The 19,654-nt window shown below is 64.9% G+C and carries 18 protein-coding genes; 1 reads left to right on the plus strand and 17 read right to left on the minus strand.

The features are described from left to right. Nucleotides 1–65: 65 nt before the first annotated feature. The 6 genes from CDQ91_RS19105 to CDQ91_RS19125 all read right to left on the minus strand — a co-directional run bounded on the left by CDQ91_RS19105 (nt 66) and on the right by CDQ91_RS19125 (nt 4,156). Nucleotides 66–1,052 (minus strand): FecR family protein, encoded by a 987-nt coding sequence (locus tag CDQ91_RS19105; protein ID WP_088474303.1) that lies wholly within the window; start codon nt 1,050–1,052, stop codon nt 66–68. Beyond that, nucleotides 1,049–1,657 (minus strand): RNA polymerase sigma factor, encoded by a 609-nt coding sequence (locus CDQ91_RS19110; protein WP_088474361.1) that lies wholly within the window; start codon nt 1,655–1,657, stop codon nt 1,049–1,051. The genes CDQ91_RS19105 and CDQ91_RS19110 overlap by 4 nt, the downstream gene beginning before the upstream one ends. A gap of 257 nt (nt 1,658–1,914) precedes the next feature. Further along, the gene (locus CDQ91_RS19115; protein ID WP_088474304.1) at nt 1,915–2,526 is read right to left on the minus strand and encodes a GntR family transcriptional regulator; all 612 of its coding nucleotides are present in this window, start codon (nt 2,524–2,526) and stop codon (nt 1,915–1,917) included. Further along, nucleotides 2,523–2,687 (minus strand): hypothetical protein, encoded by a 165-nt coding sequence (locus CDQ91_RS21350; RefSeq protein WP_158213726.1) that lies wholly within the window; start codon nt 2,685–2,687, stop codon nt 2,523–2,525. Before CDQ91_RS21350 ends, CDQ91_RS19115 begins: the two co-directional genes overlap by 4 nt. Next, the gene (locus CDQ91_RS19120) at nt 2,684–3,304 is read right to left on the minus strand and encodes an acyl-homoserine-lactone synthase (protein ID WP_088474305.1); all 621 of its coding nucleotides are present in this window, start codon (nt 3,302–3,304) and stop codon (nt 2,684–2,686) included. The genes CDQ91_RS21350 and CDQ91_RS19120 overlap by 4 nt, the downstream gene beginning before the upstream one ends. 87 nt (nt 3,305–3,391) lie before the next feature. After that, nucleotides 3,392–4,156 carry a helix-turn-helix transcriptional regulator gene (locus CDQ91_RS19125; RefSeq protein ID WP_237246065.1) on the minus strand — a complete coding sequence of 255 codons (765 nt, stop codon included), beginning with the start codon at nt 4,154–4,156 and terminating at the stop codon, nt 3,392–3,394. Between the two features lie 684 nt (nt 4,157–4,840). Between CDQ91_RS19125 and CDQ91_RS19130 the strand changes: the two genes are divergently transcribed. Further along, nucleotides 4,841–6,012 (plus strand): IS3 family transposase gene (locus CDQ91_RS19130; RefSeq protein WP_088474306.1). Its coding sequence is split into 2 segments (ribosomal slippage): nt 4,841–5,105 and nt 5,105–6,012, totalling 1,173 coding nucleotides; the frame shifts between segments, so codons are not numbered across the junction. Nucleotides 6,013–6,059: 47 nt separating this feature from the next. On the opposite strand, the gene CDQ91_RS19135 is transcribed toward CDQ91_RS19130, so the two are convergent. From CDQ91_RS19135 to CDQ91_RS19185, 11 genes are all read right to left on the minus strand, one after another. Continuing rightward, entirely contained in the window at nt 6,060–6,551 is a 492-nt protein-coding gene (locus tag CDQ91_RS19135; protein ID WP_088474307.1) for a hypothetical protein, read from the minus strand. Next, entirely contained in the window at nt 6,542–7,756 is a 1,215-nt protein-coding gene (locus CDQ91_RS19140; RefSeq protein WP_158213727.1) for a molybdopterin molybdotransferase MoeA, read from the minus strand. The genes CDQ91_RS19135 and CDQ91_RS19140 overlap by 10 nt, the downstream gene beginning before the upstream one ends. Nucleotides 7,757–7,766: 10 nt before the next feature. After that, on the minus strand, nt 7,767–8,552 hold the full coding sequence (gene cobA, locus CDQ91_RS19145) for a uroporphyrinogen-III C-methyltransferase (protein ID WP_088474309.1): 786 nt from the start codon (nt 8,550–8,552) through the stop codon (nt 7,767–7,769). Continuing rightward, nucleotides 8,542–11,139, minus strand: a complete 2,598-nt coding sequence (locus tag CDQ91_RS19150) for a nitrate reductase (protein WP_088474310.1) — start codon at nt 11,137–11,139, stop codon at nt 8,542–8,544. The genes cobA and CDQ91_RS19150 overlap by 11 nt, the downstream gene beginning before the upstream one ends. Continuing rightward, entirely contained in the window at nt 11,139–11,477 is a 339-nt protein-coding gene (nirD, locus tag CDQ91_RS19155) for a nitrite reductase small subunit NirD (protein ID WP_088474311.1), read from the minus strand. The genes CDQ91_RS19150 and nirD overlap by 1 nt, the downstream gene beginning before the upstream one ends. Next, the gene (gene nirB / locus CDQ91_RS19160; RefSeq protein WP_088474312.1) at nt 11,474–13,951 is read right to left on the minus strand and encodes a nitrite reductase large subunit NirB; all 2,478 of its coding nucleotides are present in this window, start codon (nt 13,949–13,951) and stop codon (nt 11,474–11,476) included. The genes nirD and nirB overlap by 4 nt, the downstream gene beginning before the upstream one ends. Next, nucleotides 13,951–15,165: an alginate export family protein gene (locus tag CDQ91_RS19165; RefSeq protein WP_088474313.1), complete on the minus strand. Its 1,215-nt coding sequence runs from the start codon at nt 15,163–15,165 to the stop codon at nt 13,951–13,953. Before CDQ91_RS19165 ends, nirB begins: the two co-directional genes overlap by 1 nt. Before the next feature lie 2 nt (nt 15,166–15,167). Continuing rightward, nucleotides 15,168–16,403 (minus strand): nitrate/nitrite transporter, encoded by a 1,236-nt coding sequence (locus tag CDQ91_RS19170; protein WP_088474314.1) that lies wholly within the window; start codon nt 16,401–16,403, stop codon nt 15,168–15,170. A 248-nt stretch (nt 16,404–16,651) separates the two neighbouring features. Next, nucleotides 16,652–17,863, minus strand: coding sequence for a CmpA/NrtA family ABC transporter substrate-binding protein (locus tag CDQ91_RS19175; protein WP_088474315.1), 1,212 nt, complete (start codon nt 17,861–17,863; stop codon nt 16,652–16,654). Then, on the minus strand, nt 17,860–18,441 hold the full coding sequence (locus CDQ91_RS19180) for an ANTAR domain-containing response regulator (RefSeq protein WP_088474316.1): 582 nt from the start codon (nt 18,439–18,441) through the stop codon (nt 17,860–17,862). Before CDQ91_RS19180 ends, CDQ91_RS19175 begins: the two co-directional genes overlap by 4 nt. A gap of 124 nt (nt 18,442–18,565) precedes the next feature. Beyond that, nucleotides 18,566–19,576: a serine hydrolase domain-containing protein gene (locus CDQ91_RS19185; RefSeq protein WP_011542780.1), complete on the minus strand. Its 1,011-nt coding sequence runs from the start codon at nt 19,574–19,576 to the stop codon at nt 18,566–18,568. Between the last annotated feature and the right edge of the window lie 78 nt (nt 19,577–19,654).

Genomic DNA, 19,654 nt, shown 5'->3' on the forward strand with positions numbered 1-19,654 from the left:
GCAGACGGCCAGTGGGGGCGCGATGACGAGGGCGAGGGGGTAACCTTAGCCGAGGGCTGAAAAAATTATCGGCGACGCAGATGGATTGCGTCTGCTGTCGGCTCAACGCGGAGATTGAACAGGCGCGCAATCTGTTCGGCGAACGCTTCGGTCTGGCTGATATGGAAGCGTCCGGAGACTTCGAGCGCAGCGCTCGCGCGGTCGATTATGATCGGAACGACCGCATAGCGATTGGCTTCTGCAATCAGTTGGCCGAGCCGGATCGAACGATATTCGGCCCAGCCTTCGGGCCAGCTCGGCGGCAGGCTGGCAGCCAGCCCGGTGGCAGGCTGCTGCCGTCCATCGCGCCGATAGGCCAGCGTCTGCCCCAGTGACAGCGATGTGGCCGTGCCGGCCTTGCCGTCCGGGCGTAGCTCGGCTTCGCCGCGCCGCAACGCCATGGTGACCGTCCCGACCTCATTGACGCCTATGTCGAGTTCGGCATCGTTGGCCGTCGCAGTCCCGGAACCGGCATCGATCTGAAGCGGGATGAATTGCCTGGCCACCGACAGGCGCACCCGGCCCTTTGTCAGCCGGATGTGGCGATCATTGCTTGCGAGCGTGACCTCCAGCCGGCTGTCGGTGTCGAGCGTCGCGTGCGATCCATCGGCAAGACGAAAGGTCCGAATCTCGCCGCGCTTTGTGACCAGAGGCTCGGCAGCGCGAGCGGTCGACGCGGTGCCGGGCTGACCGGGAACGGATGCGCCTCCAGCCCCGAAGGCGAGGATGAGCAACGCCACCGCGGTTGCAGCGGCGCCCCATGGTAGCCAGCTGCGGAGCCGTCCGCGTCGTTCTGCCATATGGTCGGTTCCGTGGCGCGCGGAGGTTTTGAGAAGAGCCAGCGCCGACATGCGGCGCTCGGCGTGCCGGTACGCCTCGACATGATCGGCCGACGCCAGCAGCCATGCTTCAAATTCTCCGCGCAGCGCCCCGGCGTCCTCGCCGCGCATCTTGATAAGCCACGCGCGCGCGACCTCATCGACCGGATAGTCGCCGTCGCTCCTCCGGGTCATCGGCCGCTGTCCACCACCTTCGAAATCTGACCGAGCGCTTTCATCATATGATATTCCACCGTCGCGATGCTGATTCCAAGCAATTCATGTATCTCGCGGTAACTGAGTTCGTCTACCCGGTGCATCAGGAAGACACGCCGCGTCTTCGGCGACATCGCATCAACGGCTGCTTCGTAGAGCCGCAGCAAATCGGCGGCTTCGATATTCCATTCCTGTGCGGCGGGGGTGGCCCCGTCGCTGTCCTCGCGAAGCGGAAAGAAAAGCAGCGGCGCGCGCTGCCGGCGCCGCGCGCGGTCGATAAGGAGATTTTGCGCGATCCGGCGAAGGAAGCCGCCCGGATTGACGAGCTGGTGGCGTTGTTCGCTGCCTGCGGCCCGCGCGAAGACCTCCTGCACCAGGTCGGGCGCTTCGTCGGGTCCGGCCTTGCGACGCAGAAAATGAAAAAGCGACATGCGGTGGGTTCGAAACACCGCGTCCAGATCGGTTCGGGCCTCCGACGATGGCGCGGCAGGCGGCGTCCGGTCGTCGGGATGCGCATGGCAGGCAGAGGATACCGAAAAGGGGTGGCGCGGCGGCTGGCGGTCGCGGCAGGTGCAGGAAGACACGTTGAACAATCCCGGAGGCACGAGCGGGCGCGGCCGACCATGGCCGGATACCCGTCTCCCAGTGCTGTGCCGCCGTTCGGTCGCTTGCGCGATCCATGGTCCGGTTCGGCCGCCGGTCCTTGTCGGGACTGGCGCTCATAATGACTGGCGATATATTCCGCGCAGCAGCTGCCAGAGTTGCGCCTGCGCGGTGGAATCATGTCAATAATGGGCGGCCGATACAAGCAAAAGCGTTACGGCATCGCGGGTTCAGCGCCTCAGGGCTGGCGCGCCGGAAGATCGGCAAGCATCCGGGCGTAGGTGGCCGCTTCACGCGCACGTCTCTCATGATAGCCGAGCAGCAGGTTCCGGACCTGGGCCTGCGGCGCGACATCGGCAACCGCCGTTTCGATCGCTTCAAGCTCCTCCACGACACCGGACAGAATCGCGGCGTCGATATGGCGCGTCAGGTGAAGCCGGTCGCCGATCGCGGCGATGCTGGCGACGATCTCGGCATTCGACGCGCGCCCCGCAATGGCCAGGAACAACCCCGCGACGCGATCGGGATAGGGCTGGTCTGCGGGTGCTGGGATCGCAGCTGCTCGCGGCGCGGTGGCCAGCGCCGCGAGCAGCAGAATCAGGTGCAGTTCGAGCAGGTCACGAAACTCGGCCTCGGTCAGACGATGGACGTGGAAGCCGTCGCCCGGGGTGAAGTCGACCAGCCGCTCCCCGTTGAGCCGATAGAGGCTGTCGCGCACCGGCGTCAGGCTGACCCCGAGGAGCTCGGCAAGACGCCCCGCCTCGACGCGCGTGCCGCTCATCCATTCGCCATTCAGCAGTCGCCGCTTGATCGCTTCATAGGTGGGTTCGAAGACATGCGCGGGGCTCATTCGCCCGCCCTCGCGTGGGCAGTGAATGTGGTGACCGCATCGGGCTGTTCCGGACCCAGCGTGTTAGCCGCGCCGATAGGACACATAATGCAACATCCGTTGGAGAAGATGCCCTCGATGCCCATGTTGATGCCGTGGTCTTCGGTCGGTTTCTCGTTCATTGAATCGTCCCGCCTTCCTCGAGATGAAGGGCGAGCGGCGCATAGATGCCTGCACGCTCGAGACCGGCGAGCGTGTCGTCGTTGATCCGGATATGGAGCGCGAGAAGCTCACATCCGGCTTCCCGGCGAGTTTCGCCGAGGGCCGAGCAATCCCATCCGAACCTGCTGATCTTGTCGAACCAGTTTTGCTCGGCAACGCCGATATAGTCGGTGATGCCATGGCGGAGCGCATATTCGGCAAGCGCAGTGACGAGCTGGTTGCGGGCATCGCGGCGTTCGTCGCTGTCACAGGCCGGGTCAAGGCAAAAGCGGCTGATCTCCCAAACGGAAGGACCCGATGGCGGGGCGCTGGAGCATAGCCAGGGATAGAGATCACCGAGCAGATGCGCACCGGACGTCGGTAGCAGCCGCGCCGAGGCACGGTGGCGACCGTCGGGGTCCAGAAGGATCAGGTAGCGCGCATCCTCATTGTCAAAATGATCGAGCTCGTAGCGGCCGTCGAGCGCTGGAAGGTCCCATTTCAAAAGGTCGATGAAGACCTGTTTCCGGGCGGCGAACATGGCGCGCAGCGCCGCATGCCCGGGCGCGTCCTGCGCCCGCGTGGACTGACTGGTCATGATATTTTCCTGGCTGTTGGGTGCCAGGATCAGATCATCATTCCCGCGGCGCGCCTATACCCAGAAATGGGGATGCTTTGTACGATTCTAGGGCGCGCGTTCATGTGGGCGCCACCAGTCATAAATGTCCGAAAAGCCGATAAGCCCGTCGAACAGCGCGCACAGGATCAGCAATTGTCCACTGTGTACCGCGTAGCGATCGCGCGCTATCTTGAGGTGACGAACCACCGTCTCGGTGCTGATGCCGAGAATGCCCGCGGTTTCCCCGGCGGTCTTGCCGCGCGCCGACCATAAGACACATTCGCGCTGACGTTTGGTGAGGACGGCACGCTTCCGGTACGGAAGTGTGCCGACGAGCTGGCGTGCTCTCGCCAGCGCAACCGCCCCAAGGATCTCCGCGCTATGGAGCATGTCGGTCGGCACGCTGCCCTTCGGATTGACGACAAAGGTGCAGGAACCCGTCGCCTCGCCGGGCAGATGCCGCGGCACAGTAAAGCCGTCGCCGATGCCATTTTCGCGCGCCACCATGAGCAACTGCCGGTCTCCGCGCGACAGCGGGATGAACTGGTCAACATCGCACCATTGGAAACCGGTCAGCGACCGCTCGCCGGCGCGCCGGATCGGGTCGTTCGCGCTGAGGTCGAAGCCGATAAAGACGCTCGCCCAGGCATCGGGATAATTATGCACGAGCAAGGAGCCGGTCTCGGCGTCGCCGCGGCGATCATAGGCCAGCGCGAAATGATCGAACCCCATGCGCTCGGCCGCTTTGGAGAGGGCGGCAAAGAGCTGCTCCTCTTGTGCGGCGCCCGAAATTTCCTGTGCGAGTTCCTCCGTCAGATAAAAATGCTTCACGTCGATTATCGGCCGCCGGCGCGTTCCCGACCCGTCTGTCCCGCGGTCCGCTCCATGAATCGCAAGCCTGCCGGTTTCTTTCCGGCGCGAGCGAAGGTGGACAAGGCTGCCGGCGGGTCCTGATATCGTACGGAGGGCCGCTGTTCTCGCTGCCTCGGCGTCAATCTGTCGGCAGGTGGAGTTTAACGAACGGAAATGGCACGTAAAGACCGGGGACCCAGGAGATAGGACCAGATTGACACTTAATCCCGGGACAGGGAGTGGCCGCGAGATTCTTCAGCTTGGTCTTGGGTGGGGCCGGAAACGGCGGATCAATAGCCTAAAAGATATCGGACTGCCGACACCAGACCCGCCACGAACGAGCCGGCGACCAGCAGGGTAAGAAGCCAGAACTCGAAAGCGATGGCGCGGCTTTTCCATTTCGATTCGCGGCACATCGTCCGAACATGACATGGCCGAATTTTGTAGGACAGACGAAAAAGGGCCCGTCTTTCGACAAGGCCCTTCCGGTTTTCAGTGATCGCTAGATAGACCCCAAAAACCGTTCCCACCTATCTTCCAGGGTCGCAGTTCGAAGATCGGATAGTGGCTCGAGACTATCGCGATGACCAATGGAGTCAATGATCTGCCCCCTTCTGAGTGGTCCAAAATTGATGATATTTTGGATTACGAAGGAGATTATGAATGCCGAGCAAGAAGCATCGCCCGGAAGAGATTATTGGCAAGCTGCGTGAAGCGGAGGTTGTGCTGGCGCAGGGCGCCACGACGGCTGAAGCGTGTCGCCGGATCGCGGTCAGCGAGCAGACCTATTATCGGTGGCGCAAGGAATATGGCGGCCTGAAAACCGACCAGGCGCGTCGGATGAAGGACCTGGAGAAGGAGAATCTTCGGCTTCGGCGTGCGATATCCGACCTCACTTTGGACAAGCTGATATTGCAGGAAGCTGCCCGGGGAAACTTCTGAGCCCCGCGCGCCGAAGGCGCTGTATCGACCACATCAGAACGATGATTCCGGTGTCCGAGCGGCGGCTCTGCCGCGTACTCGGGCAGCACCGATCGACACAGCGCAAGGCGCCCCGCGGGGCAGATGACGAAGCGGCTCTTACCGAGGATATCATTGCGCTGGCGCGGCAATATGGTCGTTATGGCTATCGCCGGGTGACGGCGTTGCTGCGCGATGCGGGGTGGCATGTGAACCGCAAGCGAGTCGAGCGCATCTGGCGACGCGAGGGGCTGAAGGTGCCGCAAAGACAACCGAAACGCGGGCGGCTCTGGCTGAATGACGGATCGTGCATCCGGCTTCGGCCAGAGTATCCCGGCCATGTCTGGTCCTACGACTTCGTCGAGGGCCGCACCCACGATGGTCGCAAATATCGTATCCTGTCGATCATCGACGAGGCGAGCCGGGAGTGCATGGCGTTGCCCGTGGCGCGTAAACTCAAGAGCGACGACGTGCTGGCGGCGCTGGCCGAACTGTTCGTCACGCGCGGGCCACCAGCGCATATCAGGTCTGACAATGGGCCGGAGTTTATTGCCACGGCAGTGCAGGAATGGCTGGCGAAGGTCGGTGTGAAGACGCTCTACATCACGCCCGGATCGCCCTGGGAGAATGGCTATTGCGAAAGCTTCAACGGATCGCTGCGCGATGAACTGCTCAACGGCGAAATCTTCTACTCGCTCGCCGATGCCCGGATCCTGATCGAGGCCTGGCGGCGACATTACAACACCGTCCGGCCGCACAGCTCGCTGGGATATCGGCCACCGGCGCCGGAGGCCGTTCCCTCGCCAGTGTTGCCCTCCGGTTCCGCTTCGCTCCACCTACGGCCAACACTGGCGAGGGAGGCGTCAATGCACTAACAATCCACCCGGACCACTCGGTGGGGGCCGGTCAATGCCAGTCGCGTTCAAGCCCATTCATATACGCGGCAAATCAACTGCTCGATTTCCCATGGAAAGTTGATGTCGCTTTCGCTCGCTTGAAAACCATGTTTCAATGCTGCGATGCGGAGGAGCGAGGCCGAGTTTGCCTTCCCGTTCCCTATGTCGAGGTCTGCACGGTAAGCGAGTTCGAGCACGAACAGCCTGACGAACTCGGCAAGCGCCGGGAAGCCCATCTCATTGAATCCGGCCCGGGCAGCACCCCAACTCAATACCCTTGCATCGGACGGCACCGCAATCCTGCGGTCTCCGGTCATGACGGAGATCACGAGGGCGGTGTTCCAGATGAGCTTTTCAGAATCGGTCAGCGCGTCCCGGCCATGTGTCGCGATTGTTTGCGCGATGGCACGAAGGACCGCGTTCGGTGCCTCTGGATGACTTCGTGCCACGGGGATGCGCGGCCCGGCGTCGCGCGCCGAAGCTTTTGCCAGCTCTCGGACCAGGAGACCTAGCAACACAGCGGCAGCGTCGGCACGGGCATGCCGGGAAGGATCGGCGGAGCGTTGGCCGGTCGCCGCACCAGCCCATTGACCTGCGCAAGCCGCGCCTGGCCCGATGCATCCTGTCGATCGCTGACTTCGACGCCTCGGAAGGAGGTCGCCGCGCACAGGAATGCCTCGCGCGGCCCATTGGCTTCGATGGGGCCGAGGGCCGGGAGCAGATGCCAAGGCAGGGCACCAGCAACGTCTCCGCCCAGAAGGCAGCTGATGAGAGGTGACAGGAACAGGCGGGCGGTCGTCAGCGCCGCAGTAGGATTACCGGGGAGCCCGAGAACGTGCCGCGCTCCAACTTTTCCATACCAGACCGGCTTGCCGGGTTTCATGGCCACGTCGGCGAAAGCGATTTTCAGGCCGAGTGGAGCGAATGCGGCGCGGCCATGGTCCCGATCGCCGCGCGATGCGCCGCCGAGGACGACGATGATGTCGGCCGATGCGAATTCCATGGCTCGCGCAATCACGTCCGAGTCGTCCGGGAGCCGGGCTTTCGATATCACCGTCGCTCCCGCGGAATGGCAGAGCAGCTCAATCGCCGCGCTCAGGCTGTCCGGGATGACGAATGCGCTGCCCGCGGCTGCGCCGGGCGCAACAATCTCGTCGCCCGTCGCGAGGAGCTGAATGCGCGGGCGCGGCGATACGAGCAGTTCGTGATGGTCGGCGGCCGCCGCTGAGACAGCCACCGCCGGCGTAACTTTCGTGCCCTCGGGTATCAGAAGCTGACCCAACGCAAAATCCGACCCCCGCCGCCGAATGTGCGGTTTCCCGAACGGCGGATTATCGATCCTGACGTCGCCTTCGCTTTGGCGGCAATATTCGATCATGACGACGCGATCGGCGCCGCGGGGCACTGGAGCGCCCGTCATCACGCGCATCGTCTCGCCCGGTCCGATTTCCCCGGCGTCGTGGCTGCCAGCATAGCTGACGCCGATCGACCGGAACGTCGCGGCACCCGTGAAAAGATCGCAATCGCGCACTGCATAGCCGTCCATCGCGGCGCAGGCGTGCCGCGGAGAGTCGAGGAGGGCGAGGATAGGCGCCGCCAGATGGCACCCGCCTGCGTCGGATATCGAAACGGCCACCGGGTCCCGCGGGTTGGCAAGGGCGGACAGCACGGCCAGCGCTGAGTCGAAATCAATCGAGGCGGTGCACGCGGTGAGCGCGGTCATCTCACTCAGTTTACCCATGGGTCGACCGCGCGACATTCGGCAATCCGGCACGCGCGACATGGGCTTGGGTCACCGCCGCACCGACGACGATCAGAGTGGGTGCGTCAGCGGCGAACGATCGGGTCGCCAGTTCGAGCAGGTCGAGCCGCGTCGTCAGGCGCTGCTCGGCGGGATCGCTGACGTGACATGCAATCAACACCGACGTGTCGCCGGCCATCCCCGCACGCATGAGGCCGCGCATGATCTCTCCCGCGACCTCGCGTCCCATGTAAAACGCCAGGGTCGATCCACCGCCGGCGAGCGAATGCCAGTCAACATCGAGTGCTGCGCCCCGCTGGCTGTGCGCGGTGACGAAGCGAACATCGCGCGCGACGCCGCGAAGCGTGAGCGATATTCCAGCCGATGCGGCCGCGGCGCACGCGGTCGTGATGCCCGGGCAGATGGAGACCGGATATCCAGCATTGCGCAGCGCACGAAGCTCTTCCGCCGAACGGCCGAAGATGGAAGGGTCGCCTCCCTTGAGGCGAACGACCCTTTTGCCGGCGGCCGCCGCCTCGACGAGCATCGCATCGATCGTCCGCTGGTCTTTGGAATGCCGCCCCGATCTTTTGCCGACGCTCACGGTCTCGGTCTTGGAAGGTATAAGGCTCAGGATGCCGGCTCCGACAAGCGCGTCGTGAAAGACGATGTCGGCGCACTCGATCAGCTTCACTGCCTTCATGGTCAGAAGGTCCGGATCACCGGGGCCAGCGCCGACCAGCCACACAGTCCCCGGGGCGAAATCGTCACGCTGCATCGCTTGTCTCCTCAGCCAATATCCTTGCAAGTGCCGGGCGGCACGACCCGCAATTGGTGCCCGCCCCGATTGCCGCGCCGATAGCGGTGACGTCGGCGAGTGCCTGCTCGCGGATTGCGGCGGCGATCGTCTTCAGTCCGATGTCGAAACAGACGCAGATGATCGTCCCGCGATCGACCTGGGCTCCCGGCGCGCGGCCGGCGAGAAGGGTCGGGGCGATCTCGGGCGCCGAGAGCTGCGCAATCAGCCAGTCGCGCGGCGGCAGTTCGCCGCTTTCCGTGACGAACAGCGCGGCGGCGAGACGGCCACCCGCCACGACAGCAATGCGGCGCGTTCCGCGCGCGGCATCCTGTGCCTCAATCCGCTCGCCGCGCGGAAGCAGCGCTTCGACGGACGTGATGTCGCCGTTGCCGGCGAGTTCCCACAGCGCCCCCGAGGGAACGGCGACGCGCGTCGCCCACAGGCATTTAGGGTGGGTGTCGAGTTCGTGCGCCAGCAACAGGAAGCCGCGCCATTTTGTGGCCAGAGCGGCGATTGATGCCGGGGTCCGCTTGAAACCCGGTTGGCCCGACACCGGATCAACGAGCGGGCGGGAAAGCAGGCCGGTGCGCCCCCCGCTGCTCGTCCGGTCGGTCCAGTGGATAGGCACGAACGCTTCGCCCCGCCGCTGGCCCGCGTGGAACGCAACGCGGAAGATGCTGTCGCCCTGCGGCGTATCAACGCGCGCGAGGCCTCCGTCACTGAGGCCAAGCCGTGCACCATCGTCGGGGTGTACCTCGACCAGCGGTTCTTCGCGGTGGCGCGCGAGCTTTGGGGCGAACCCAGTGCGAGTCATACTATGCCATTGGTCGCGGTAGCGTCCGGTGTTGAGCGTTAGCGGCCATTTGGCGAGCGGTTCGGGCAAGTCCTTCTGAACAACCGCGACCAGCCGCGCGCGGCCGTCTTCGGTCGAAAAGCGGCCGTCGGCAAAGGGGTGAGCGCCGCCCCAACGGAACGGCGCCATATCGTCATAAGCCGTGTTGCCGCCCTGCGCCGCACCGGGCAGCGCGAACAGCCGATCGCCTTCATTCTCATAGATCGACAGGCGGCAATGCTCGCGCCAGATGTCGGCGGGGCGATCATAGCTGAAGGCGGTTTTCCACCCCATGCGCCGCGCGACTTCCTTGATGATCCACCAGTCGGGCATCGCCTCGCCGGGCAGCGGAAACAGCGCGCGCTGGCGGCTGACCATCCGGTCGCTGTTGGTGACGGTGCCGTCCTTTTCGCCCCAGGCGGCGGCGGGCAGACGGACATGCGCAAAGGCGCCGGTGTCGGTATGTTCGATCACGTCGCTGACGACGACGAACGGGCAGTCGGCGAGCGCCGCGCGCACCCGGTTGGCGTCGGGCATCGAGACGGCGGGGTTGGTCGCCATCACCCATACGGCCTTGATGCGGCCTTCGCCGATCGCGCGGAACATATCGACCGCCTTGAGTCCCGGTTTTTCGGCGATTGTCGGCGCGGCCCAGAAACGCTGGACGCGGGCGCGGTTTTCGGGAGCGAAATCCATATGCGCGGCGAGCGTGGTCGCGAGTCCGCCGACTTCGCGCCCACCCATCGCATTGGGCTGGCCAGTGATCGAGAAGGGGGCTGCGCCGGGTTTGCCGATTCTCCCCGTGGCGAGATGGAGATTGAGGATCGCATTGACCTGGTCGGTCCCGGCGGTCGCCTGATTGATCCCTTGGCTGAACATCGTGACGGTGCGCGGGTGCGCGGCGAACAGGTCAAAGAAACGCCTGAGGTCGGTAGCACTGACGTCGCACGTCCGCGCCACCGACCACAGGTCGTTCCCCCCTCCAAGCTCGTTCCAGAAATCGTCGGGCACCGCGACGTGCGCAGCAAGATACGCCTCATCGACGATGCCGGCTTCGCGGCAATGCTGCAACAGCCCGTTCATCAGCGCGACGTCGCTGCCGGGGCGGATTGCGAGATGCAGGTCGGCCTCTTCGGCGGTCTCGGTACGGCGCGGATCGATGACGACCAGTTTCGCGCCTGCCTCGCAGCGCGCGCGGATACGCTGATAGACGATCGGGTGACACCAGGCGGTATTGCTGCCGACAAGGACGATCAGATCAGCGGCCTCGAGATCGTCATAGGTGGCGGGAACAATGTCCTCGCCGAACGCGCGCATATGGCCCGCGACAGCGCTCGACATGCAGAGGCGCGAGTTGGTGTCGATGTTGGCGGTGCCGATGAAGCCCTTCATCAGTTTGTTCGCGACATAATAATCTTCGGTCAGCAATTGGCCCGAGACGTAAAAAGCGACGCTGCCTGGACCGTGACGCGCGATCGTTTCCTTGAAGCGCTTTGCGACGAGGTCGAGCGCCTTGTCCCAGCTTGCGCGTTTCTTGCCGATCATGGGGTGGAGGAGACGCCCCTCAAGTCCCACAGTTTCGCCGAGATGCGTGCCCTTTGAGCATAGCTTGCCGCGGTTGGCGGGATGGTCGGGGTCGCCTTCAATCCGAACCTCGCGCTCGGCGGTTACCGTCGCGCTTATGCCGCAGCCGACGCCGCAATAGGCGCAGGTGGTGCGGACCGCTTCGGCCATCAGGCCGCGGCCTTCAGCGTGCTCGCGCGGCAGATGAGGACACGGCCAGCGTCGATCTTGACCGGTACCGTCGGGGTGCAGCCCTTGTCGTCGCCGAGCGCTTCGCCGGTTGATAGCGAAATACGCCAATTGTGCAGCGGGCAGGCTACTGCGCCTCCGTGGACGATCCCCTGGCTCAGCCGCCCATGCTTATGCGGGCAGCGGTCGAGGAGCGCGAACACCTTACCCTCTGCGGTGCGGAAGACCGCGATGTCGTCGCCGCCCGCCACTTGCACGGTGCGGGTCCCGCGAACGGGGATTTCATCGACCCAGCCAATGTCGAGCCAGTCGCCGGTCATGCCATTTCCTCCTGCGGGGTGAAGCGCGCCATTGGCGCATGATGCTCCCGCTCGGCGCCCTCGGCGCGCTGCGCCCAGGGATCGTCCTGCGAAAAGCTTTGGGCATAGAGGAAGCGGGCGCGGAGCGCCTCGCGGCCCGCTGCGTCGTCGACGATTCGCGCCTTGATCTGCTCGACCCCGACGCGCTCGATCCACGGCGCGGTACGCTCGAGATAGCGGGCCTCTTCGCGGTAAAGCTGGATGAAGGCAGCGCAATAATCCATCGCCTCCTGCTCGGTCGCGACCTTGCAGAGCAGGTCGGTGACGCGCACGTGAATCCCGCCATTCCCACCGACGTGGAGCTCGTAGCCGCTATCGACGCAGACGATGCCGAAGTCCTTGATCGTCGCCTCGGCGCAATTGCGCGGGCATCCCGACACAGCGATCTTGAACTTGTGCGGCATCCAGCTGCCCCAGCTCATCCGCTCGATCTTGACCCCGAGCCCGGTCGAATCCTGGGTGCCGAAGCGGCACCATTCGGACCCGACGCAGGTTTTCACCGTGCGCAGTGCCTTGCCATAAGCATGGCCCGACACCATCCCCGCCGCGTTGAGGTCGGCCCACACCGCGGGCAAATCCTCTTTCTTGATCCCGAAGATATCGAGCCGCTGGCCGCCGGTCACCTTTACCATCGGCGCATCATATTTCTCGACGACATCGGCGATCGCGCGCAACTCGGTGGGGTTGGTGAGCCCGCCCCACATGCGCGGGACGACCGAATAGGTCCCGTCCTTCTGGATATTCGCGTGGAGACGCTCGTTGACGAAACGGCTCTGCTGGTCATCGACATAGTCGCCGGGCAGCGCGCAGAGCAGGTAATAGTTAAGCGCAGGGCGGCACGAGGAACAGCCGTCGGGGGTGGTCCAGTGCAGTTTCTGCATCACCTCGGGGATCGACTTCATGTCCTGCGCGACGATTTCGCGCCGGACGTCGTCGTGGCCGAAGCTGGTGCATTTGCACATCGTCTTGGGTCCGGCCTGCACCTCGTCGCCCAAGGTGAGCGCGAGCAGATTTTCGACGAGGCCGGTGCAGGAACCGCAACTCGCCGAGGCCTTGCAGGTGCCGCGTACGGCGTCGAGGCTGTGCGCGCCCTTGGCGATGCACGAGACAACCTGGCCCTTGGTGACGCCGTTGCAGCCGCAAATCTCGGCATCGTCCGAGAGCGCTGCAACGGCCGCCTTAGGGTCCGCGGCGCCCCCTCCTGAGGCGAAGGCCTGGCCGAAGATCAAGAGGTCGCGAAGGTCGGATACATCCTCCTGCTTCTTCAGCAGGTCGAAATACCAGCCTCCGTCGGCGGTATCGCCATAAAGTACGGCGCCGACAATGCGGTCGTCCTTGACGATGACGCGCTTGTAGACCCCGCGGCTCGCGTCGCGCAGCACGATGTCCTCGCAACCGTCGCCGCCCGAAAAGTCGCCCGCTGAGAAAACGTCGATCCCGGACACTTTGAGCTTGGTCGAGGTGACCGAGCCGCGATAGCCGGTCGGCGTCTCGACGAGCCCATCGGCGAGGCTGCGGCACATATCCCACAGCGGCGCGACGAGGCCATAAACCTGCCCGTCATGCTCGACACATTCGCCGACCGCGAGGACATGCGGGTCGCTGGTCACCATATGATCGTCAACCTGGATGCCGCGCCCGACCGCGAGTCCGGCGTCGCGGGCGAGAGCGACCGACGGGCGGATGCCGACCGCCATGACGACGAGGCTGGCGGGGATCAGGGTGCCGTCCTTCAGTTTCACCCCCTCGACCTTGCCGTTGCCGACGATCTCGGCGGTGTCGGCGCCGGTCAGGATGGTCTGACCGCGCGCTTCGAGTGCCTGCTTGAGCAGCCAGCCCGCAGCTTCGTCGAGCTGGCGTTCCATCAGCGTCGGCATCAGGTGGATGACGGTGACCTTCATGCCGCGTAGCGACAGGCCGTGCGCCGCCTCAAGCCCGAGCAGCCCGCCGCCGATCACCACCGCATCGCCGCCGGCATCGGCAGCTGCGAGCATGGTGTCGACATCGTCCATGTCGCGGAACGCGATCACGCCCGGCAAATCCTTGCCCGGCACCGGGATGATGAAAGGATCGGAGCCCGTCGCGATCAGCAGCCGGTCATAGGTTTTGGTCGTGCCGCTGCGGGTTGTTACCGTTTTCGCCGCCCGGTCGATCGCGGCGACCGGATCGCCCGCGACCAGTGCGATGCCGTTCGCGGCATACCAGTCGGCATCGTTGATCACGATGTCGTCGAAGCTTTTTTCGCCCGCCAGCACGGGGGAGAGCATGATGCGGTTGTAATTGACCCGCGGTTCGGCGCCGAAAATCGTCACGCGGTAGCGGTCGGCGTCGCGCGCGAGCAGTTCCTCGACCGCGCGGCACCCGGCCATGCCGTTTCCTATCACGACCAGATGCGCGCGCGTGTCGGTTTCGGGTTTGAGGGGGCGATATTCCATCACAGCATCCAGTCCAGTTGGAGCCAAAATTTGTCGGTGTCGGTGGCGAAGCCGCCAGCGTTGTAGTGCGCGTAGCGCACCGAGCCGGTGATCTTGCCGAGCTTGGCGCTGGCGAGCAGGTCGATCTCGTCGCCATATGATCTCACGGCGCGGTCGCTGCGATAATCGTGATAGGCCGCCTGCACGGTGACGGCTTTCAGCGGGCCAACCGCCTTCCAGCTCCATCTCGCGCTCGCATACAGGTCGCGGACCCCATCGGGCGGGGTGACGAGAAATTTGTCGGCCCAGCCCTGGAATTTGAAGCCGGTGGCGAGCGGGGTCTGGAAGCTGGTGAGCGCGGCGCCCCCAATTGCTCCTGAACCGGCGCCGAGTATCTCGTACCCGGCGCCGACCCGGGGGCCACCAAGACCGACTGCAACGTCGGCGAGATAATAGTCGGCGCTGTAGTCGTTGGGGTTGCGGTGCCAGTCCGACTGGCGGGAATAGCTCAGCTGCCAGGCGATCTTCGCCTTGCCGAGCGGCTTCGATCCGTCGAGCCGGACGCCGTAGCTTTGGCTCGACATGCGGAAACCCTGGATCGCGGCCTCGTCCTGATCGACGAGATAGGCAAAGCCGCTGAGCTTGCCGACGGGGGTTTGGGCGGCGATATTGGCAAAGACATTGTCGCCCGACACTGCCTGCTGCCGCGCCCCCGCGCCGTCGATGCCCCAGATCGTCCGCACGCTCCACGCATAGGCCAGGTCGACCTTGACCCCTTTCACCGGCGTCACCTCGCCGCGCACCGCGTCATAGCTCTGGCCGTTCTGGCGAAACCCGACACTGCCGACGAAACGCTCGTCGTCGAAACCGATCCGCTGGCGCCCCGCGGTCACCGCGAAGGTGGGCGAGGCGTAACGCAGCTGGGCGCGGGTGAGGGCGATGTTTTCGGGATCGGCGATGATCGGACGGGTCGCGGCACCGTGGAGACCGTCGAAATACTGATCGACAAGCGCCAGATTGCCTTGCCCCTCGACCAGCGCCGACCAGCGTCCCGCCTTGGCCTCGACCCCGGCGCGGACGCGCAGGGTCAGGGCTTCGGCTTCGGAGGCAAGGCCATCCTGATCGACGCTTTCATAGCGGAGGCGGGCTTCGCCGAGCGGCTTGAATTGGACGGCCTGGGCATGCGCCGCCCCGGCCGGCGCGAGCGCCAGCAAGACAATGAGGGTGCGGGCCATGACTAGATCCGCACGCCTTCGGCGGCGCCCCAGGTCGCGCGCCACTGGCTCTTGACGAACAGCAACCCGACAAGCGCAACGACCGCTAGTCCCGCGAAGATGTAAAAGCCCGGCGCAAAGCTGCCGCTCCACTGCTTGGCGAAGCCGAGCGAGGAGGCGAGGTAGAAGCCGCCGATGCCGCCTGCCATGCCGACAAGCCCGGTCATGACTCCAATTTCGGCCGAGAAACGCTGCGGCACGAGTTGGAACACCGAGCCATTGCCGGTGCCGAGCGCGAGCATCGCGATCACGAACAGCCCGAGCGCGGCGGGTAGCGTGTCGGCCTGCGGCACCCCGGCGAGCGCCAGCGCCGCGACGACGAAGACCATCATCAGCGCTTTTACCCCGCCGATCCGGTCGGCGAGCGCGCCGCCCATCGGCCGCACCAGCGATCCGGCAAAGACGCACGCCGCGGTGCAATAGCCCGCCATCACCGGGGTCAGGTGGAACTGGTCGGTGAAATAGATCGGCAGCGATGCGGCCAGTCCGACGAAGCCGCCGAAGGTCACCGAGTAAAAGGCCATCAGCCACCAGGCGTCGGCGGTCTTGAGCGGCTCGAAATAATGGGCGAGCTTCTTCGGCGCGGGAGCGTTCGGCGCGTCCTTCGCCATGACCAGATAGATGAAGAAGACGATGGTCAGTGGGATGCAGGCGAGGCCGAGCACCGCGTTCCAGCCGAACATCACCGCGAGACCTGGCGCGAACAGCGCCGCGAGCACGGTGCCCGAATTGCCCATCCCGGCGAGGCCCATCGCCTTGCCCTGATGCTCGGGCGGGTACCAGCGGCTGGCGAGCGGTAGCGCGATCGCAAAGCTGGCCCCGGCAAAGCCGAGCACCACGCCGAGTGCGAGCGTGCCGGTAAAACTGGTCACCCCCATCAACCACGCGAGGAACAGCCCAGCGATCACGATCACCTGGCTGATCGCTCCGGCGCGCTTGGGACCGATGCGGTCGACGAGCAGGCCGTTAACGACGCGCAGCAGCGCCCCGGCGAGCGTCGGGACTGCGACCATCAATCCCTTTTGCGCGGGGCTGAGGCCGAGATCGGCGGAAATTGCGGGCGCCAGTGGTCCCAGCAGCACCCACACCATGAAGGCGAGGTCGAAATAAAGAAAGGCGGCGACCAGCGTCGGCCAGTGCCCGCTTGTCCAGAAATTCGATTTGGGCGCGGTGGTCGCCCCTGCATGTGCCATCGTCATCGTCCGTCCCCTTCGTGTGACGGGCAATAAAAAAGCCGCCAGGACGGCGGCCACGCGGGCGCATCCTGACGGCTTCATTGCCTGTTGGATTACGGGAAAAGGCTTCCCGCCTGCCGCGCGGACCGGCCCCGTCGTTGGAGCCGTAGCCGCTTTATCCTGCCCCGGCAGCCTTGCCGAGTGCCTTTAAGCTGCCTGATTCGCGGCCCGACCGCAAGCGGTTATTTCGCAGGTGCAGCATAAAATAAAAACTAGGGAAGATCGGCAAGATAGCCTTGAATATCGTCGGGATCGAAGGCGCGACCGTCGAAAAACCGATCGCTACCGAGCAGCAGGCGCCCCTGCACCGACCCGGCCCCAAGCGGGGTATCGATGCCGCCCTCCAGCTTCGAACTCGCCCCCGGCAGCGGTGCTCCCGACCCGGCGAGCGCGGCGCGATAGATGTCGGGGCGGAACACCGCGGCCGCAGTGGCGGCGTCGGCGCTCGAATAGGGAGCCGCGTCCCAGCGCAGCATTTGCGAATAGAGCCACGCGGCCTGGCTGCGCCACGGGAAATTGGCGGCTTCACGGTGCTGGAACATGAAATCGGGATAGTGGATCGCCTCGCCTCCCGGGGTCAGCCGGATACGGTCGGTGATCGCGCGCAGCACCGCATCGCGCGAGGCATTGAGATATTCGGGGCGCGCCAGGATGTCGGCGCTTTCCTCGGCGGTGCCCGGTTCGACGAAATGGGCGGCGGCAGCGTGGAGTGCGCGGAGCAGCGCCTCGACCGCATCGCGGCGCTCATCGACGACGGCGTCGCGCAGCGCGAGCACTTTTTCGACGCCGCGGCGCCAGATCTGCGCAGTGGCGAGCGCGATATGGCCGACGCCGCGCTCGACCGCGATCGAGTTCCAGGGTTCGCCGACGCAAATGCCGTCGACCTCGCCCGCGGCCAGCGCATCGGCGGCAAAGGGAGGGCTGGTAACGACAATATCGATATGGAGGTCGGGACGAATGCCCACCCCCGCGAGCCAGTATCGCAGCATATAATTATGGCTCGAATAGCGATGCACAACGCCAAAGCGCAGCGGCTTGCCCGCAATTTTACGCGCCGCCGCCACGCGCTGCAGCGCCGCGCCGATTGTGGCTGGATCACCCAGCGTGTCGCCCAGCCCGACATCCTTGGCGAGCTGGGTGGAAAAGGTCACGGCATTGCCGTTGAGCCCCAGCACGAACGGCACCGCCATCGGCACCGCCGGCCGATCGCGGCCAAGCGCAGTGGCGATCGCCAGCGGTGCGATCATGTGCGCGGCATCGGTATGGCCATAGAGCAGACGGTCGCGCACCGTCGCCCAAGTCATGTCGCGGACCAGTTCGATCTGTACGCCTTCGCGCGCTGCAAAACCCAGCTCGTGCGCCAGAATCGGGAGCGCGGCATCGACCAGCGGCAGAAAGCCGATGCGGAACGTCTCGGCGCTCATTCCATGTCTCCCAGCAATGCGTCGCTGGTCACGATCGCTTCCGCTATTTCCGAAATGCGGCGGTTGGTGCGCATCGCCTGACCGCGCAGCAAGGCATAGGCGGCGGGTTCGTCGATCGCGCGCCGTTTCATCAGGATCGCCTTGGCGCGATCGATCGTCGCACGTTCGACGAGGGCATTTTTCGCTTCGTCGAGCTCGCGTTGCAGCCGCGAAAAGGCTTGGAAGCGACGGATCGCGAGGTCGATCACCGGCTTGATTCGCTGTTTTGACAGCCCGTCGACGACATAGGCCGACACCCCGGCATCAATTGCGGCGCCCGTCGCCTCGGCATCGCTCTGATCGACGAACATCGCGATCGGCCGCGCCAGCGCGCGCGACATGGCGAAGAAATCCTCGAGCAGGTCGCGGCTGGGGTTTTCGAGGTTGATCAGGACGACTTCGGGCTGTGCCGCTTCGATCTGGGCGGCCAGCGGACCCGCGGTGTCGATCAAGACCAGGTCGTCGAGCCCAGCCTCGCGCAGCCCATCCGAAATGATGGCAGCGCGCGTCGTGCTGGTGTCGATGATCGCGATCCTCATGACCGCGGCTTTACGCTGCAGCGCACAAATCTGCTAGCAGGTTTCAGCTTTTCTATGGATATCTGCTGCCGAATGGCCGCTATTTGACATTTTGAGCTCAAAGCCGTCAGGCAGCTATCGGCCATTATTCGCCGGTCGGAGAGAGGAAGAAAGACAGGAAATGTGTATCGGACCAGCCACTCTTTTTCCCGGCGGCAAGCGCTGCGATATCCAGTCTCGCCTGCCGCACGATCGTCAGGCGCCGTGACGGGATGACGTAGAGGCGCTGGTCGCCTGCGCCTGCCGCGACGACCAGGTCGGCCGGGAGCGTTGGCGCATGCGCAACGATGTCGGTCGAGCGCGTCACAGGATCGTCGGAGGGACTCGCTCGCGGAAGCCACCAGGTCAGGCCATAGGCGGGGTTGGCATCGCTTCCTTTGAACAACTCGGCCAAGGCCGCGGGATCGACAAGCGCCTTGCCGTCCTGCGTGCCGCCGCGGCGCACGAATTCGCCGACTTTTGCCCATTGCTCTGCGGCGAGTACCAGCCCCTGCGGCATCAGAGGCGCGCCATCCGGTCCATTGCGCCAATCGCCGATCGTCACTCCGACCGGGGTCAGGATGCGGCGCTCGAGATAGCGGCGCGGATCGGCATCAAGGCTTGCGGCGGCCAGCTTGCGGCGTATAATCTCGCCGATTATCTGCATCGGCGCGGGGCCATATTGGAATTTCGTGCCGGGATCGGCGGCGAGCGGGGCGTTCACCGAGTCGAGATAACCCCGTGGCCGACCGACGGTCGACGCCTGTCCACTGGTCATCGCCAGCAATTGCCGGATCGTGATCGCGGCCTTTTTTGGGTCCTCGCGCCATTCGGCGAGCGTGGCCGACGCAGGTTCGTCGAGCGTGAGCAGCCTGTCCTGGACCGCCGCTGCCGCCATCAGGCCCACCAGGCTCTTGGTCCCCGACCAGAGTTCCTGCGGTGTCGAGACGCCATCGGAGGAGCAGCGGACCTTCCCGTCCTCGAGGACGAGCACGGCGACGCCTTGATGCGCCGACGAATAGGCCAGCGCCGCGGCACAGCCGGGAGCGGGGGCGGCCTGCACCGCCGGGGCTGCTGCGCAGCCCGCGAGCAGGAGAAGGGGGGCAATGCGTTTCAAATCCGGCTCCTGATTCCGATGCTTGTTTTTATCATTATTATCGATAATATTCCGAACTTCAATGATCGTTTGCTCCCG

Source organism: Sphingopyxis witflariensis (genome assembly GCF_002205635.1).
Classification (GTDB): Bacteria; Pseudomonadota; Alphaproteobacteria; order Sphingomonadales; family Sphingomonadaceae; genus Sphingopyxis; species Sphingopyxis witflariensis.

Excerpts from the sequence above, each read along its gene's own strand:
- CDQ91_RS19120 (WP_088474305.1), bottom strand. The coding sequence starts at position 3,304 with ATGACCAGTCAGTCCACGCGGGCGCAGGACGCGCCCGGGCATGCGGCG.
- CDQ91_RS19165 (WP_088474313.1), bottom strand. The coding sequence starts at position 15,165 with ATGGCCCGCACCCTCATTGTCTTGCTGGCGCTCGCGCCGGCCGGGGCG.
- CDQ91_RS19115 (WP_088474304.1), bottom strand. The coding sequence starts at position 2,526 with ATGAGCCCCGCGCATGTCTTCGAACCCACCTATGAAGCGATCAAGCGG.
- cobA (WP_088474309.1), bottom strand. The coding sequence starts at position 8,552 with ATGCAGCGTGACGATTTCGCCCCGGGGACTGTGTGGCTGGTCGGCGCT.
- CDQ91_RS19140 (WP_158213727.1), bottom strand. The coding sequence starts at position 7,756 with ATGACCGCGCTCACCGCGTGCACCGCCTCGATTGATTTCGACTCAGCG.
- CDQ91_RS19150 (WP_088474310.1), bottom strand. The coding sequence starts at position 11,139 with ATGGCCGAAGCGGTCCGCACCACCTGCGCCTATTGCGGCGTCGGCTGC.
- CDQ91_RS21350 (WP_158213726.1), bottom strand. The coding sequence starts at position 2,687 with ATGAACGAGAAACCGACCGAAGACCACGGCATCAACATGGGCATCGAG.
- CDQ91_RS19105 (WP_088474303.1), bottom strand. The coding sequence starts at position 1,052 with ATGACCCGGAGGAGCGACGGCGACTATCCGGTCGATGAGGTCGCGCGC.
- CDQ91_RS19175 (WP_088474315.1), bottom strand. The coding sequence starts at position 17,863 with ATGAGCGCCGAGACGTTCCGCATCGGCTTTCTGCCGCTGGTCGATGCC.
- nirD (WP_088474311.1), bottom strand. The coding sequence starts at position 11,477 with ATGACCGGCGACTGGCTCGACATTGGCTGGGTCGATGAAATCCCCGTT.
- nirB (WP_088474312.1), bottom strand. The coding sequence starts at position 13,951 with ATGGAATATCGCCCCCTCAAACCCGAAACCGACACGCGCGCGCATCTG.
- CDQ91_RS19180 (WP_088474316.1), bottom strand. The coding sequence starts at position 18,441 with ATGAGGATCGCGATCATCGACACCAGCACGACGCGCGCTGCCATCATT.
- CDQ91_RS19170 (WP_088474314.1), bottom strand. The coding sequence starts at position 16,403 with ATGACGATGGCACATGCAGGGGCGACCACCGCGCCCAAATCGAATTTC.